Consider the following 16,788-nt stretch of genomic DNA (forward strand, 5'->3'; position numbering starts at 1 on the left):
TTAAACCCATGTCAAAAATTTCGCAGCATTCGGCAGCTCCTACAGGGTTTTGCATTTGCGCTGAATCAAGCAAACGATAATTCCTCTTATTCAAACCCCCTCGCCCTGTTAGACTTTGCGCCTTTATTTTCGCTCGTCCGCAGGATGTCTGATGCCCTCGCTGCCTCTTCGCTTGTTCGCACTGTTCATGGCCCTGGGCCTGAGTGCCTGCGATGACGCCCCGCGTTTCACCAAGGCTGAGCCCGGTGAAGCGCGATCCGGCGGGGCGGCGACTGTGCGCAAGACTGATCAGAACGCGTTTTCCCTGCCGTCGGCCAATCTGCCGCCGTCGCGCCGGGTCGATTTCAGCGTCGGCAACAGCTTTTTCCGCAATCCGTGGGTGATCGCCCCGGCGACCACCACAGCCCGCGATGGCCTCGGCCCGCTGTTCAACACCAACGCCTGCCAGAACTGCCACATCAAGGACGGTCGCGGACATCCGCCGACGCCCGGTGCGTCGAATGCCGTGTCGATGCTGGTGCGCCTGTCGATTCCTGACACGCCGGCCTACGCCAAACTCATCGAGCAGGTCGGCATCGTGCCGGAGCCGGTGTATGGCGGGCAGTTTCAGGACATGGCGATCCCCGGCGTCATCCCGGAAGGCAAGGTGCGCGTCGACTACACGCCAGTCCCCGTGCGCTTCAAGGACGGCACCGAAGTCGAATTGCGCAAACCGCTGTTGCAGATCACTCAACTCGGCTACGGCCCGATGCACCCGGACACGCGTTTTTCCGCGCGGGTCGCGCCGCCGATGATCGGCCTCGGCCTGCTCGAAGCGATTCCCGAAGAAGCCATCCTCGCCAACGCCGCCGCACAGGCCAAAGCGAAAAACGGCATCAATGGCCGGCCAAACCAGGTCTGGGATGACGAGCTGCAAAAAACCGTCATGGGCCGATTTGGCTGGAAAGCCGGACAACCGAACCTCAATCAACAGAATGTTCACGCGTTTTCAGGTGATATGGGCCTGACGACCAGCCTCAGACCGTTCGATGATTGCACCGACGCGCAAACCGCCTGCAAGCAGGCGCCGAGCGGCAATGGCCCGGACGGCGAACCGGAAGTCAGCGACAACATTCTGCGTCTGGTGCTGTTCTATAGCCGCAACCTCGCTGTGCCGGCACGCCGTGGCGTTAACGATGCCGACGTCATCGCCGGCAAGAACCTGTTTTTCCAGGCCGGTTGCGACTCGTGCCACACGCCAAAATACACCACCGCCGCCAACGCCGCTGAACCTGAACTGGCCAATCAAGTGATTCGCCCGTACAGCGATCTGCTGCTGCATGACATGGGCGACGGTCTGGCCGACAACCGCACGGAATTCCAGGCCTCCGGCCGCGACTGGCGCACGCCGCCGTTGTGGGGGATTGGCCTGACGCAAGCGGTCAGCGGTCACACGCAGTTTTTGCATGACGGTCGCGCACGCAATCTGCTCGAAGCGGTGCTCTGGCACGGCGGCGAAGCGACGGCGGCGCAGCAACAGGTTTTATCTTTCAATGCCGAGCAGCGTGCTGCGCTGCTGGCGTTTCTGAACTCACTTTAAACACTGATAAAGAATCGGGAGCCCGACATGTTCCGTCCCAAGCTACTGTTCACCAGCCTCGCCGCGCTCGCCCTCGGCGCCTGCTCGCCGCAGGATCCGCAAGCGGTCACCTCGGCGGCCATCGCCAAATCGGTGATCCTGCCGACCTACACCCGTTGGGTCGAAGCCGACAAGCAACTGGCGGTCAGCGCCCTCGCCTACTGCCAAGGCAAAGAAACCCTGGAGACCGCCCGCGCCGACTTCCTGCACGCGCAGAAAGCCTGGGCCGAGTTGCAACCGCTGCTGATCGGGCCGCTGGCTGAAGGCAACCGCGCCTGGCAAGTCCAGTTCTGGCCGGACAAGAAGAACCTGGTCGGTCGTCAGGTCGAGCAACTGGTCGTCGCTCAGCCACAAATCGATGCCGCCGCACTGGCCAAATCGAGCGTGGTCGTTCAGGGTCTGTCGGCTTACGAATACATCCTGTTCGACGCCAAGCCTGATGTGGCCAACGACGAGCAGAAAGCCAAATACTGCCCACTGCTGATCGCCATCGGCGAGCGTCAGAAGCAACTGGCCGAAGAGATTTTGCAGAGCTGGAACAACACCGACGGCATGCTCGCGCAGATGTCCAAGTTCCCTAACCAGCGCTACGCCGACTCCCACGAAGCGATCGCCGATCTGCTGCGTGTGCAAGTCACCGCGCTGGACACCTTGAAGAAAAAACTCGGCACGCCAATGGGCCGCCAGAGCAAAGGCGTGCCACAGCCGTTCCAGGCCGATGCATGGCGCAGCCAGTCTTCGTTGACCGCGCTGGAAGCCAGCCTCACCGCCGCGAAAACCGTGTGGGAAGGCGTCGACAACAAAGGCCTGCGTGGTCTGTTGCCTGCTGAGCAAAAGCCATTGGCGGACAAGATCGACGCTGCTTACGCGGCCTCGCTGAAACTGTTCGACAGCACCCAGCGCTCGCTCGGCGAAATGCTTGAAGACGACGCCGGTCGTCAGCAACTCAACGACATCTACGACAGCCTCAACGTCGTCCATCGCCTGCACGAAGGCGAACTGGCCAAGGCGCTGGGCATCCAACTGGGCTTTAACGCCAACGACGGTGACTGATGAGGGCAAGTGCCATGCTGCGACGCCAGGCTCTGACTTTAGCTAGTACGCTGCTGGGAGCAGTGACACTGGGCGGCTGGACGCTGTTCAAACGCAAGGATCAGAGCCCGCTGCTGCTGTCGGCGCGCGATGACACCGACGGCAAGCACTACGCCGTCGGCTATCGGCTGGACGGCACGCGGGTGTTCGCCACCGAAGTCGGTCAACGTTGCCACGACATCATTAATCATCCGACGCAGCCGATTGCGCTGTTCGTCGCGCGGCGTCCGGGTACCGAGAGTTACCTGATCGACCTGCGCGACGGCACGTTGCTGCAGACAGTGACCTCGCAGCCGAACCGGCACTTCTACGGCCACGCCGTGGTGCACAAAGACGGCGAGTACCTGTACGCCACCGAAAACGACACGACCGATCCTGGCCGTGGTTTGCTCGGTGTGTACAAGTTCGAAGGCGAGCGGCTGGTGCACAGCGGCGAGATTTCCACCCACGGCCTCGGCCCGCATCAGGTGTCATGGATGCCCGATGGCGAGACGCTGGTGGTGGCCAACGGCGGGATTCGTACCGAGGCGGAAAGCCGCGTCGACATGAACCTCAGCGCCATGGAGCCGAGCCTGGTGCTGATGCAGCGCGACGGTACGCTGCTGAGCAAGGAAACCCTCGCCCAGCAGATGAACAGCGTGCGCCATTTGGGTATCGCCAGCGACGGCACCATCGTTGCCGGTCAGCAATTCATGGGCGCGTCGCATGAGCGCTCGGAGCTGCTGGCGATCAAGCGTCCGGGGCAGCCATTTGTGGCGTTCCCGGTGCCTGAGCATCAGTTGCAGTCGATGGGGCATTACACCGCCAGCGTTGCCGTGCACAGTGATTTGCGTCTGGTCGCACTGACGGCACCGCGGGGTAATCGATTCTTTATCTGGGATCTGGACAGCGGCGAAGTGCGCCTTGATGCACCATTGCCGGATTGCGCGGGTGTCGGTGCGGTGCAGGATGGATTCGTTGTGACGTCTGGTCAGGGCCGCTGCCGCTACTACGATTGCCGTCAGGATGAACTGCTGGCCAAGCCGCTGGAACTGCCGGCGGGGCTCTGGGACAACCATTTGCACCTGATGGCCTGAACCCACCGCAAAAGATCGCAGCCTTCGGCAGCTCCTACTTTGGAATGCATTCCCCTGTAGGAGCTGCCGAAGGCTGCGATCTTCTGCTGTGTCGGCAGTTGGATTCCCTGCCGCTCTCGGAGTAATGTTCGGGCCTGTCTCACCTGATTTATCCAAGGAAATGGAAATATGCTGCGTCGCCGCATGCTGATCATGTTGGGTGTTGTCTTGTTGATCGTCCTGGTCTTGGGCGGCTACAAAGCCTTTTCGATCTACACAATGATCCAGGGCTTCTCCAAACCGAAACCGCCGATCAGCGTTGCCGTGGCCACCGCCGCCGAGCGCCCGTGGCAGATGCGCTTGCCCACCGTCGGCACGCTCAAGGCACTGCAAGGCGTCGAGCTGAGCCTGGAAGTCGCCGGCACCGTTACTGAACTCAAATTCGAATCCGGGCAGAAGGTAAAAGCCGGGCAGCCGCTGCTGCAACTCGACAGCGCCGTCGAAACCGCCCTGCTGGAAACCGCCAAGGCTGATCTGGGCCTCGCGCAACTGGACTTCGGCCGTGGCGCGCAACTGGTCGACAGCCGCGCCATCTCCAAAGGCGAGTACGACCGCCTCTCCGCCGTGCTGCAAAAGAACAAAGCCACGGTCAATCAGCTCAACGCCTCGCTGGCGAAAAAACGCATCCTCGCGCCGTTCAGCGGCACCATCGGCATCCGTCAGGTCGACATCGGCGACTACCTCGCCAGCGGCACCAAAATTGCGACGTTGCAGGACTTGAGCAGCCTCTACGCCGATTTCTACCTGCCCGAACAATCGGTGCCGAAACTGGCGATCGGCCAACCGGTGCAAATCTCGGTCTCGGCTTATCCGGGACAAAACTTCGCCGGCAAGATCAGCGCGATCAACCCGATCGTCGAAAGCACCACGCGCAACATTCTGATCCGCGCCACCCTGGCCAACCCGGACGGCAAATTATTGCCGGGCATGTTCACCAGCCTTGAGGTGTTGTTGCCCGATCCGCAAAAACACATCGTGGTGCCGGAAAGCGCGATCACCTACACCCTCTACGGCAACTCGATCTACGTGGTCGGGCAAAAGAAAGCCGAGGACGGCACCGTCGAAAAGGATGACAAGGGCCAACCAGTACTGATCGCCGAGCGTCGTTTCATCGAAACCGGTGAGCGCCGCGATGGCCTGGTGATGATCAACAAGGGCGTGCAGAGCGGCGAACAAGTAGTGACGGCTGGCCAGATCAAACTGGACAACGGTGCACGCATCGCCATCAGCGACGACAAGACCCTCGGCGAGCAGAACAGTCCGCCTCGCGCCGACTGATCAAGGAATCCCCATGGCTTTTACCGATCCGTTCATCCGCCGCCCGGTGCTCGCCACCGTGGTCAGCCTGTTGATTGTGTTGCTCGGCTTCCAGGCCTGGAGCAAGTTGCCGCTGCGCCAATACCCGCAAATGGAAAACGCCCTGATCACGGTGACCACCGCCTACCCCGGAGCCAACGCCGAAACCATTCAGGGCTACATCACCCAGCCGATGCAACAGAGCCTGGCCAGCGCCGAGGGCATCGATTACATGACCTCGGTCAGTCGGCAGAACTTCTCGGTGATCTCGATCTACGCGCGTATCGGCTCGAACACCGACCGATTGTTCACTGAGTTGCTGGCCAAGGCCAACGAGGTGAAAAACAAGCTGCCGCAAGACGCCGAAGACCCGGTATTGAGCAAAGAATCCGCCGATGCTTCCGCGCTGATGTACATCAGCTTCTTCAGCAAGGACTTGAGCAACCCGCAGATCACCGACTACCTGTCGCGGGTGATCCAGCCGAAACTGGCGACGCTGCCGGGCATGGCCGAAGCGGAGATTCTCGGCAATCAGGTGTTCGCCATGCGCCTGTGGCTCGACCCGGTGAAGCTCGCCGGGTTCGGCCTCAGCGCCGCCGACGTGACCAACGCCGTGCGCCAGTACAACTTCCTCTCCGCCGCCGGCGAAGTGAAAGGCGAGTACGTCGTCACCAGCATCAACGCCAACACCGAACTGAAGTCCGCCGAAGCGTTTTCCGCGATTCCGCTCAAGGTCAGTGGCGACAGCCGCGTGCTGCTCAGCGATGTCGCGCGGGTGGAAATGGGCGCGGAAAACTACGACTCGATCAGCTCGTTCGGCGGCACGCCGTCGGTGTATATCGGCATCAAAGCCACGCCGGGGGCCAACCCGCTGGACGTGATCAAGGAAGTGCGCAAGCTGATGCCGGAACTGGAAGCGCAGCTGCCGCCGAACCTGAAAAGCGAGATCGCCTACGACGCCACGCTGTTCATTCAGGCCTCCATCGACGAAGTGGTGAAAACCCTGTTCGAAGCGGTGTTGATCGTCATTGTGGTGGTGTTCCTGTTCCTTGGCGCATTGCGCTCGGTGGTGATCCCGGTGGTGACCATTCCGCTGTCGATGATCGGCGTGATGTTCTTTATGCAGATGATGGGTTACTCGATCAACCTGCTGACGCTGCTGGCGATGGTGTTGGCGATTGGCCTGGTGGTCGACGATGCGATTGTCGTGGTGGAGAACATTCACCGGCACATCGAGGAAGGCAAAACGCCGTTTGACGCGGCCCTCGAAGGCGCCCGGGAAATCGCCATGCCGGTGGTGTCGATGACCATCACCCTGGCGGCGGTGTATGCGCCGATCGGTTTTCTCACCGGCCTGACCGGGGCGCTGTTCAAGGAGTTCGCGCTGACGCTGGCCGGGGCGGTGGTGATTTCCGGGGTCGTCGCCCTGACCCTGTCGCCGATGATGTGCGCCTATCTGCTGCGCCACGAACAAAACCCCAGCGGCCTCGCCCATCGTCTCGACCGCATCTTCGACGGCCTCAAGCGCCGCTACCAGCGCACGCTGCACGGCACGCTGAACACGCGGCCGGTGGTGCTGGTGTTTGCGGTGATCGTACTGTGCCTGATTCCGGTGTTCCTCAAGTTCACCAAATCGGAACTGGCGCCGGACGAAGACCAGGGCATCATTTTCATGATGGCCAACGCGCCGCAACCGACCAACCTCGATTACCTGAGCACTTACACCGACGAATTCATCAAGATCTTCAAGGAGTTCCCGGAGTACTACTCTTCGTTCCAGATCAACGGCTACAACGGCGTGCAGGCGGGCATCGGCGGTTTCCTGCTGAAACCGTGGAACGAGCGCAGCCGCACGCAGATGGAAATTCTTCCCGAGGTGCAGGGCAAACTCGAAGGCATTCCAGGCCTGCAGATTTTCGGCTTCAACCTGCCCTCCCTGCCAGGCACTGGCGAAGGCTTGCCGTTTGAATTCGTGATCAACACCGCCAACGATTACGAACTGCTGTTACAGGTGGCCGACCGGATCAAGAAACGCGCGATGGAGTCGGGCAAGTTCGCCTTCGTCGACCTTGATCTGGCGTTCGACAAACCGGAAGTGGTGGTCGACATCGACCGCGCCAAAGCGGCGCAGATGGGCGTGTCGATGCTCGACTTGGGCAGCACGCTGGCGACGCTGCTGGGCGAGGCGGAAATCAATCGCTTTACCATTGAAGGGCGCAGCTACAAGGTCATCGCTCAGGTTGAACGGCCGTATCGCGATAACCCGGACTGGCTGAACAACTATTACGTGAAGAACACCCAGGGCGAGCTGTTGCCGCTGTCGACGCTGATCAAAGTCACCGATCGTGCGCGACCGCGACAACTCAACCAGTTCCAGCAACTCAACGCGGCGAAGATTTCCGGTTTCCCGCTGGTCAGCATGGGCGAAGCCATCGACACGGTGCTGCAGATCGCCCGCGAAGAAGCGCCGGCCGGGTTTGCCTTTGACTATGGCGGCGCTTCGCGGCAGTTCGTGCAGGAAGGCAGTGCGTTATGGGTGACGTTTGCCTTGGCGCTGGCGATCATTTTTCTGGTGCTCGCGGCGCAGTTCGAGAGCTTCCGTGATCCGCTGGTGATTCTGGTGACGGTGCCGTTGTCGATATGCGGGGCGCTGATTCCGCTGTTTCTTGGCTGGTCGAGCATGAACATCTACACGCAGGTTGGGCTGGTGACGTTGATCGGTTTGATCAGTAAACACGGGATCTTGATCGTCGAGTTCGCCAACCAGTTACGCAAGGACAAAGGCCTGACCGCGCGCGAGGCGGTGGAGGAAGCGGCGGCGATTCGTTTGCGCCCGGTGCTGATGACCACGGCGGCGATGGTGTTTGGCATGGTGCCACTGATTCTGGCGACCGGTGCGGGCGCTGTGAGTCGGTTCGATATCGGCACGGTGATCGCGACGGGGATGTCGATCGGCACGTTGTTCACCCTGTTTGTATTGCCGTGCATCTACACCCTGCTGGCAAAACCCGATCCCAAACCCACCGCATAACCCTTGTAGGAGCAAAGCTTGCTCGCGAAAAAGCGGTGTACCAGCCGATAAATATTTGGGCTGACACACCGCCTTCGCGAGCAAGCTCTGCTCCTACAGTGGATTGGGGGTGGCCATATATTTCGGGCATAAAAAAGGCCTCGCATCTGCGAGGCCTTTTATTTTGGCTTCAATCGGTTCAACTTTGCGGCCTCATTCCCTGTGCCATCCCGAACATGAACAGCAATAAATCATGGTCGGGTTTGGTCGCCACGGAGGCTTTCGCCACCCGTGGTATTGCGCAGTGCTCGCCCTCTACGGACGCACCGATGACCTGCATGCGTGGCTGCTCCCAGGCAGCCACCGCCAATGAAGCAACTGCCAAGGCGCCAACCAGAAACAAACCTCGTGCAATTTCGAGTTTCATCGCTATAAACCTTTGATAGCGCTGCCAAACGCCGTCTCGTAAAAGTAGACGAGTTTCTTCCAGTCAGCATCGCTGAACGACGAATGGCGGCGCATTTGTTTCATGTCATGGGAGGCGGCGCGATAGGCGGTCAGACGCTGACGGCACTTCTCCAGATCGATCAAGGCCACTTCAACCTTGACCGAATCCCCTTCGCCGGTCACCCGTACAAAAACGTGTTTGATGTAGATGCAGCTGTGCTGCCAACGGCCCTTGTGCATGCGCGCCATGTTCTCGGCGAGGTCTTTGAGCACGCGCTCATACACCGCTTCGCCGTACTGCGCACGACCACCGGCGGCTTCCCACTTTTCCAACTCGTCAAAGCCGTCCAGGGATTTGGTCACCAGCAGCGCACGCCACTTGTATTGCGGATCCGGCTGGGCACCGCAGAACACGATCTCCGGCACACGCACACCGAGCTTGCTGACGCCGGTCAGGGCATCCAGCTCACGCAATACGGTCGGACGGCCAAACGGGTGCAGCCAACTGCGGTAAATGTGTCCGGTCTGGCGCTTGGCATACAGCAGTTGACCATCACGCCCCACGACTCGCTGAACACCACTTTGGCCACCACGGCGGACATTGGGTTCTTCTACCCATTCGCCTTGCTGGTTCCAGTAGTAGTCGAAACGATCCTGCGGAGCGACGTCCGTCTCTGCTGCAAATTGCACTGCCATCCTGCTACCTCTTGCGTAATACGTAGACCCGCCACATCGCGTATAGCGGGATAAAATCCAATTGTTCCTGAATGCGGAAACCGGCGGCTTCGAATTCTTTCTCGACCGTAGCGGCCGGTAACACAAAACGGTTCTGGTAACCTTCCTGCCCACGTTTTGCCTCGGAGCGCTTGCGCTTCCAGGCCTTGAAATTGCCATCCACCCACAGCGAAATAATCACGCTGTCACGGGTCACACGCTCAAATTCACGCAGGATCGCCATCCGATGCTCGGCTTCACCGATGTGATGAAGCAAGCGCATGCAGAAAATGCTGTCGACGGCGTTGTCCGGTAAAGCGATGTCGAACGCGGAGGTGTGCAAGGGTTGTACCCTTTTCACCACATCAGCCGGTTGCGCCTGCATCGCGGTCTTGATCATTGATTCGGAGTTGTCCGCACCGATGATTACCCGATTCGACTTTTCCGCCAGCATCGGCCAGAAACGACCAGCACCGCAGGGCAAATCCAGCACCAGACCCGGCTCACCGGCCAGGGTCAGCGCCTTGCGGGCCAACTGAACATCGCGCCAATGGGACAAGCGGCGCCCCAGATTGGCTTGATGCTTGTGCAGATATTTCTGCGCATGGTTGTCGTCGTACTTTTCGGAAAAATCGAGCTTGATCGGGCCGGCCATCACCAGGACTCCTGAATTACTGATGCCCCCACCTTAGGGATGGGGGTGTCAGTGTCAGGTCATCCAATTGTGAAAATTTCGTTGGGTAAACCGTCAAACTATTTCAGAGTTATACAGGATTTAGACAGGTAAGCGGGAGTAGCGCGGGGCCACTACGGGCTTCAAAGTTTGCCAAGATCCACTTCGAAGCGGCAGCCATTGGGTTCCATCGTGCTCAAACTGACACTCCAGCCCTCGTTCTCGCAGATGCGCTGCACCAGCGACAATCCGAGTCCCAGACCCTCGCCGCGTTTCTCGGCCCCGCGCACGAAAGGCTGAAACATCGCCTCGCGTTTTTCCTCCGGAATGCCCACGCCGGAGTCTTCGACGATAAAGCCGTTGCCGGTCAGCGTCAGGCGAATAAAACCTTTTTCGGTGTAGTGGCAGGCGTTGCGCAGCAGGTTGCCCATCACCGCCCCCAACAAGGTCGCATTGAAACGGGTCTGCGTGGGTTGGCCGGCGGCAAAATCCAGCCTCAAGCCCTTGGATTCAATCGGCTCACGCCACACACACAGTAACCCTTCAGCGACTTGCGAGAGGCTTTGCTGAGGCGCTGCACCCGCGTCTTCACGCTGGGCTCGGGCGAGCATCAGGAAGGTTTGCACCAGTTCGCGCATTTCTTCGCTGGCGCGGGCGATGCGCTCGACCTGCGAACGGCCGCGTGCGTCGATCGCCGGGTTTTCCAGCAGCAGCTCACAGGAACTGGCCAGAACCATCAACGGCGTGCGCAGCTCATGGCTGACGTCGCTGGTAAACAGCCGCTCACGGGTCAGGGCCTGACGCAGGCGCCCCAGCGTGGCGTCAAATGCCACCGCCAGTTCCCCAACTTCGTCAGCGGCATAATCCGGCGCCAACGGTGGCGCCAGCCCAAGTAATTGGTCGCGATGGCGAACCTGGCGCGCCAGGCGCACCACCGGTGCCATTACCTTGCGCGCGAGCACCCAGCCGAGGAACACCGCCAGCGCCAGACTGAGCACAAAGCCCACCAGCACCACGGCGAACAGCACGCGCTCGCGCTCTTCGAAATCACTTTGATCCTGCAGCAACACGTAACGCCGACCGTCGACGATCTCGACCATCGCGTGATACGACAGCTGCTCGCGGAACACTTCGTGGAAACCGGAATCAAGGTGACGCAGATCTTTAGGCAGTTCGAAATCGCCCGGCCCGCCGCTGAAATAGAACAATTGATCCGGCTCGGGGCGATGGCTCCAGTCCGAAACGTTGTCCATCAACAGCAAGCGCTGCAAGTCGCCGCCCAGGCCCGCCGAAATCAGTTTCTCTTCGACCAGATGCACCGTGGCGACAATGCCCATGGCAAACGCGCCGGCCACCAGCGCACTCATCAATGCAAAAGCGATGATGATCCGTTGCGAAAGGCTCTGTCTAAACTCCATTACGCATCGGCCAGGCGGTAACCCACGCCGTGCACGGTATGCAGCAGTGGTTTGGCGAACGGTTTGTCGATCACTTGACGCAACTGGTGCACATGGCTGCGCAGGCTGTCGCTGTCCGGGCAGTCGTCGCCCCACAGCGCTTCTTCAAGCACCTCGCGACGCAGTACGTGCGGGCTCTTCTGCATCAACACCGCGAGCAATTTGAGGCCCACCGGGTTGAGCTTGAGCAACTTGCCTTCGCGGGTCACTTCCAGCGTGTCGAGGTCGTAATTCAGCTCGCCAACCTGCAACGCCCGGCGTCCGCCACCTTGCGCGCGGCGCATGACTGCTTCGACCCGCGCAGCCAGTTCGGACAAAGCGAACGGCTTGATCAGGTAATCGTCGGCACCGGACTTGAAGCCCTGCAAACGGTCATCGAGTTGATCGCGAGCGGTGAGCATGATCACCGGCGTGTCGCGGCGCGCATCTTCACGCAGGCGCTTGCACAGGGTGTAGCCGTCGATGCCCGGCAACATGATGTCGAGAATGATCAGGTCGTAATGTTCGGTCGCGGCCAGATGCAGGCCCGACAGTCCGTCCTGCGCGCAATCGACGGTATAGCCCTTGAGGCCCAGATAATCGGCCAGATTGGCGAGGATGTCGCGGTTGTCTTCGACCACCAGAATTCGCATGGGCACCTCTTCCGTACACAGTAATGGCCGTCTTGGCCCGCGCAGCTTACGGCCAAGTGTGGCTGACGGCTAGGCGTGTGTTGGGTTGTTTTGCGAGAAAAACGTTCATTGTGGCCGCCAACGTTTTTTTCACTTTCGATTAACAAATCAGCGACGCCAGCGCGCGCAGACTCCCCGCGGTTGCGCTCCTCAGAACACACTTACCGACCAAGGAATTACCCATGGTGTCGACCTCTGCCCGCCCCGCTCCCCGGCCGCTGAATTTCTGGTGGTGCCTGGGAATACCCGCTGTTGCGGCGATCATTCTGGTACTGCTCGAACTGACCGATCTGGACATGTACCTGGCTCAACTGTTTTACGACCCGGTCGCGGGTGATTTTATCGGGCGACACAGTTACTTTCTCGAAGACATCCTGCATGACCGCGCCAAGGAGGTGGTGATTGCGTTTTCGGTGTTTGCGATCTTTGGTTTCATTGGCGCGTTTTTTATAGAGCGGCTGAAACCGTTCAAGCGTGAACTGGGCTGTCTGGTGCTGTCGCTGGGGCTGGCGACTTCGTTTGTCACACCGGTCAAAGCCATGACGGCGGTGCAATGCCCGTGGAGCCTTGAACAGTTTGGTGGCCATGAGACTTACAGCAAGCTCATGGAACACCGTCCGCAGACCGACAAGCCGGGGCGTTGCTGGCCGGGTGGGCATGCGGCTACCGGGTTTACCTTGTTTGCGCTGTTTTTCGTGCTGCGTGATCGTCGTCCGCGTTTGGCCAGGCAGGCGTTTATCTTTGCCTTTGCGTTGGGTTCGGTGTTTTCGATCAGCCGGATGATGCAGGGTGCGCACTTCTTTTCGCACAACGTGTGGACGGCGATTTTCTGCTGGCTGATTTGTCTGGGGTCGTATTACTGGGTGCTGTATCGCCCGGCGGTGAGGGCTGAGGCGGTCGTCAAAACACAACCAATCAGTGCCTGAATGGAGATCAAAAGATCGCAGCCTTCGGCAGCTCCTACAGATGTTCGCGATCCCCTGTAGGAGCTGCCGAAGGCTGCGATCTTTTGCTTGTGATCTTTTGAAGGACAATAAAAAACCCCGCTGACTCGCGTCAGCGGGGTTTTTCGTTACGGGGTAAGGCTGGCTTACATCATGCCGCCCATGCCACCCATGCCGCCCATGTCTGGCATGCCGCCGCCAGCGCCGCCGTCTTTCTTCGGCGCGTCAGCGACTGCAGCTTCGGTGGTCAGGATCAGACCGCCGATCGACGATGCAGCTTGCAGAGCGGAACGAGTCACCTTGGTTGGATCCAGGATGCCCATTTCGATCATGTCGCCGTATTCGCCAGTCGCAGCGTTGTAACCGAAGTTACCGGTGCCGTTCTTGACTTCGTTGACCACAACGCTTGGCTCGTCACCGCTGTTGGCAGCGATCTGACGCAGCGGAGCTTCAACAGCGCGGCGCAGAACAGCGATACCAACGTCCTGATCAGCGTTGTCGCCTTTCAGGTCGTTCAGGGTTTGCAGAGCGCGGATCAGCGCAACGCCACCGCCAGGTACCACGCCTTCTTCAACGGCTGCACGGGTTGCGTGCAGGGCGTCTTCAACGCGGGCTTTCTTCTCTTTCATTTCTACTTCGGAACCAGCGCCAACCTTGATCACTGCAACGCCGCCGGACAGCTTGGCCAGACGCTCTTGCAGTTTTTCACGGTCGTAGTCCGAGGAAGTTTCAGCAGCCTGGGCACGGATCTGAGTGATACGCGCCTGGATGTCTGCTTCAACGCCAGCACCGTCAACGATGATGGTGTTTTCCTTAGAGATGCTGACCTTTTTAGCGCTACCCAGGTTTTCCAGGGTTGCTGCTTCCAGGCTCAGGCCGATTTCTTCGGAGATAACGGTACCGCCGGTCAGAACAGCGATGTCCTGCAGCATGGCCTTGCGACGGTCGCCGAAGCCTGGAGCCTTGACGGCTGCGACTTTAACGATGCCACGCATGTTGTTCACAACCAGCGTCGCCAGGGCTTCGCCTTCAACGTCTTCGGAAACGATCAGCAGTGGACGGCCGGCTTTGGCAACGGCTTCCAGTACTGGCAGCATTTCGCGGATGTTCGAGATCTTTTTGTCGACCAGCAGGATCAGCGGGCTGTCCAGCTCGGCAACCATGGTTTCTGGCTTGTTGACGAAGTACGGGGACAGGTAGCCACGGTCGAACTGCATGCCTTCAACAACCGACAGTTCGTTTTCCAGGCCAGTGCCTTCTTCAACGGTGATCACGCCTTCTTTGCCGACTTTTTCCATGGCTTCGGCAATGATGTCGCCGATGGAGCTGTCGGAGTTGGCGGAGATGGTGCCTACCTGAGCGATGGCCTTGGTGTCAGCGCAAGGCTTGGACAGGTTCTTCAGCTCTTTGACGATAGCGATGGTCGCTTTGTCGATACCGCGCTTCAGGTCCATCGGGTTCATGCCGGCAGCGACGGCTTTCAGGCCTTCGTTGACGATCGACTGAGCCAGAACGGTAGCGGTAGTAGTACCGTCACCAGCGTCATCGTTGGCACGGGAGGCAACGTCTTTGACCAGCTGCGCGCCCATGTTTTCGAAACGGTCTTCGAGTTCGATTTCTTTGGCGACGGAAACGCCGTCCTTGGTGATGGTCGGAGCGCCGAAGCTCTTCTCGATGATCACGTTACGGCCTTTCGGGCCCAGGGTCGCTTTTACTGCGTCAGCCAGGACGTTGACGCCCTTGAGCATTTTTTTACGGGCGGAATCGCCAAACAGAACTTCTTTAGCAGCCATGATCGATATTCCTTAAATACTTTGTAGTAGCGGGAAAATGAACGGGGGTATCAGCCTTCGATAACAGCGAGGATTTCGTTCTCGCTCATTACCAGCAGGTCTTCGCCGTCGACTTTCACTGTGTTGCTGCCGGAGTAAGGACCGAACACAACCTTGTCGCCTTCTTTAACGGACAGTGCGCGCACTTCGCCGTTTTCCAGAGCTTTGCCCGGGCCTACAGCGAGAATCACACCGTGGTTGGCTTTTTCAGCAGCCGAACCTGGCAGGACGATACCGCCAGCGGTTTTCTTTTCTTCTTCGCTGCGACGGATTACGACGCGGTCATGCAGAGGACGAAGCTTCATTGTCGATCTCTCCTAATTGTGGTTTTCATCGGCCGGTGTAGTCCCGGCGGGTTTAACAAATCCGGCCTTCGCCGGTTGCGCCTCGTCGAGCGAGACGCGGAAGACTGACTGGCGCAAATGCCAGAAACCTTTCGGTGACCGATACATAAGGGCGCATAAGCTTATTACAAGGGCGAGGCGAAAAAAATTTCGCGGATTCTGCGGACAAAATCAGCCCCAAACGAACACGGCACCCGAAGGTGCCGTGTCGATACAGACGTTACTTGGGATCGCGGTGTTCGAACTCGCCCTCGATCACATCACCCTCGCGGCCCAGAGGCTGACGCGGTGCGGGACCGCCACGCGGTTGCAGATCGTCAGCAAAGGCGCGCTGGCGGATTGCCTGTTCTTCGGCGCGCTGGCGCATTTTGTTCGCCAGCAAACGACGCGTGAACGGCAGCAGCATGACCAGACCGACCACGTCGCTGATAAAGCCCGGCAGGATCAGCAGACCACCGGCCAGTGCCAGCATCAGGCCTTCGAGCATGGTTTGCGCAGGCAGTTCGCCGCGGTTCAGGCTTTCACGGGCACGCAGTGCCGTGGCCAGACCGGCGACGCGCAGCACGAACACACCGAACATCGAGCCGACAATGATCAGCAGCAGGGCCGGGAAAAACCCGATAGCCCCTGCCACTTTGACGAATACGAACAGCTCCAGCACCGGAAACAGCAGAAAGAGCAACAGAAAAGGGCGCATCAAAGTTTCCTCAACGCAAGAAATGCCTTGCAGTAAGCCTTAGATGACGTCGGCCTTTCGTGAATTCAAGCGTCGGCCACTTCATTTTTTGGCCAGACCTCGGCGTGAGCCAGAGAAACCAAGGCTTCGCGCACTTGTGTCGGCGTATTACAAGGTGCTGGGAACTGCAGCCAGTACAGCGCCTGACCGATGCGCAGGTGCATGCCTTCGGTGTCGATGCCCGCCAATTGCGCCGGCACGGTTTTCGGCAGACCGGCGAGGTCGACGTAGTGCGCGATGGCTTTGGCGTGGTCGCTGTTCATGTGCTCGACCATGCTGATCTCGCCCTTGCCGGCGAACGGGTTGGCCAGCGTCACTTGATCGATCCAGTGAATCGCGCCGAAACCGCCGATGTAACGATGGCGCACCGGAGTCAGCACCCAGAAATCGAAATCGTGGGCCTTGTGATAGTTCTGCGAATCCGGGAAGTAGCGGTAGTAACGCTCGGCGGCGGCTTCAATCGCAGCGCCGTCTTCGAGCTTTTGCGCTTCGGCGAGATAGGTCAGGCGACCAACGGCTTGCACGTCGTCGGCTTCACGCTCACCCACCAACAGCGAGCATTTCGGGTCTTTCTGCAGGTTGTGGGTGTGCTGGGCGATGCGGCTGATGAGGATCAGCGGGCGGCCCTGCTCGTCGAGGCAGTACGGCACCACGGAGCCAAAGGGAAAACCGGGCATCGATTTGGAGTGCGTCGACAGCACTCCACGGTATTCCTTGAGAAGCAATTCTCGGGCATTCTTGGCCACTTCAACGCTCAATTTATGACTCCTTAAATAGAATCCGTCGAAAAAACGGACAGGCGCCCGGAAGAAAGTTTCGGTCACGCCATCGGGCAATTC

Annotated in this window: 15 protein-coding genes; 6 read left to right on the forward strand and 9 right to left on the reverse strand. The window is 59.5% G+C overall.

Translation table 11 applies throughout. From position 1 onward, the window contains the following. Positions 1-151: 151 nt before the first annotated feature. From QMX93_RS10515 to QMX93_RS10535, 5 genes are all read left to right on the forward strand, one after another. Positions 152-1,579: a di-heme oxidoredictase family protein gene (locus QMX93_RS10515; protein ID WP_282355468.1), complete on the forward strand. Its 1,428-nt coding sequence runs from the start codon at positions 152-154 to the stop codon at positions 1,577-1,579. Positions 1,580-1,606: 27 nt separating this feature from the next. Next, positions 1,607-2,671 (forward strand): imelysin family protein, encoded by a 1,065-nt coding sequence (locus tag QMX93_RS10520; protein WP_053123364.1) that lies wholly within the window; start codon positions 1,607-1,609, stop codon positions 2,669-2,671. A gap of 14 nt (positions 2,672-2,685) precedes the next feature. Then, positions 2,686-3,786 carry a DUF1513 domain-containing protein gene (locus QMX93_RS10525; RefSeq protein ID WP_212543934.1) on the forward strand — a complete coding sequence of 367 codons (1,101 nt, stop codon included), beginning with the start codon at positions 2,686-2,688 and terminating at the stop codon, positions 3,784-3,786. 168 nt (positions 3,787-3,954) lie between these two features. Then, positions 3,955-5,103 (forward strand): efflux RND transporter periplasmic adaptor subunit, encoded by a 1,149-nt coding sequence (locus QMX93_RS10530; RefSeq protein ID WP_159812575.1) that lies wholly within the window; start codon positions 3,955-3,957, stop codon positions 5,101-5,103. Between the two features lie 13 nt (positions 5,104-5,116). Then, complete coding sequence (locus QMX93_RS10535) at positions 5,117-8,152, forward strand: multidrug efflux RND transporter permease subunit (RefSeq protein WP_282355473.1); 3,036 nt, start codon at positions 5,117-5,119, stop codon at positions 8,150-8,152. Between the two features lie 178 nt (positions 8,153-8,330). Here the strand turns inward: QMX93_RS10535 and QMX93_RS10540 are convergent, their stop codons facing one another. The 5 genes from QMX93_RS10540 to QMX93_RS10560 all read right to left on the reverse strand — a co-directional run bounded on the left by QMX93_RS10540 (position 8,331) and on the right by QMX93_RS10560 (position 12,054). After that, positions 8,331-8,558, reverse strand: coding sequence for a hypothetical protein (locus tag QMX93_RS10540; protein ID WP_053123372.1), 228 nt, complete (start codon positions 8,556-8,558; stop codon positions 8,331-8,333). A gap of 2 nt (positions 8,559-8,560) precedes the next feature. Next, on the reverse strand, positions 8,561-9,274 hold the full coding sequence (locus tag QMX93_RS10545) for a lipopolysaccharide kinase InaA family protein (protein ID WP_282355476.1): 714 nt from the start codon (positions 9,272-9,274) through the stop codon (positions 8,561-8,563). 4 nt (positions 9,275-9,278) lie between these two features. Then, entirely contained in the window at positions 9,279-9,947 is a 669-nt protein-coding gene (locus QMX93_RS10550; RefSeq protein WP_282355478.1) for a class I SAM-dependent methyltransferase, read from the reverse strand. Between the two features lie 161 nt (positions 9,948-10,108). Beyond that, positions 10,109-11,383, reverse strand: a complete 1,275-nt coding sequence (locus QMX93_RS10555; protein WP_053123377.1) for a HAMP domain-containing sensor histidine kinase — start codon at positions 11,381-11,383, stop codon at positions 10,109-10,111. Then, the gene (locus tag QMX93_RS10560) at positions 11,383-12,054 is read right to left on the reverse strand and encodes a response regulator transcription factor (protein WP_053123379.1); all 672 of its coding nucleotides are present in this window, start codon (positions 12,052-12,054) and stop codon (positions 11,383-11,385) included. Before QMX93_RS10560 ends, QMX93_RS10555 begins: the two co-directional genes overlap by 1 nt. A 221-nt stretch (positions 12,055-12,275) precedes the next feature. On the opposite strand from QMX93_RS10560, the gene QMX93_RS10565 reads away from it, so the two are divergent. Then, positions 12,276-13,019 (forward strand): phosphatase PAP2 family protein, encoded by a 744-nt coding sequence (locus tag QMX93_RS10565; protein WP_282355485.1) that lies wholly within the window; start codon positions 12,276-12,278, stop codon positions 13,017-13,019. A gap of 164 nt (positions 13,020-13,183) precedes the next feature. On the opposite strand, the gene groL is transcribed toward QMX93_RS10565, so the two are convergent. From groL to QMX93_RS10585, 4 genes are all read right to left on the reverse strand, one after another. Further along, positions 13,184-14,830: a chaperonin GroEL gene (gene groL / locus QMX93_RS10570; protein WP_053123383.1), complete on the reverse strand. Its 1,647-nt coding sequence runs from the start codon at positions 14,828-14,830 to the stop codon at positions 13,184-13,186. Between the two features lie 50 nt (positions 14,831-14,880). Then, entirely contained in the window at positions 14,881-15,174 is a 294-nt protein-coding gene (locus QMX93_RS10575; RefSeq protein ID WP_007916610.1) for a co-chaperone GroES, read from the reverse strand. Between the two features lie 259 nt (positions 15,175-15,433). Further along, positions 15,434-15,910 carry an FxsA family protein gene (locus QMX93_RS10580; RefSeq protein WP_159815384.1) on the reverse strand — a complete coding sequence of 159 codons (477 nt, stop codon included), beginning with the start codon at positions 15,908-15,910 and terminating at the stop codon, positions 15,434-15,436. 65 nt (positions 15,911-15,975) lie between these two features. Next, positions 15,976-16,707 carry a HugZ family protein gene (locus QMX93_RS10585; RefSeq protein ID WP_282355490.1) on the reverse strand — a complete coding sequence of 244 codons (732 nt, stop codon included), beginning with the start codon at positions 16,705-16,707 and terminating at the stop codon, positions 15,976-15,978. Positions 16,708-16,788: the final 81 nt, after the last annotated feature.

Origin of the sequence: Pseudomonas sp. PS01303 (genome assembly GCF_029959385.1) — a bacterium.
Lineage (GTDB): Bacteria > Pseudomonadota > Gammaproteobacteria > Pseudomonadales > Pseudomonadaceae > Aquipseudomonas > Aquipseudomonas rustica.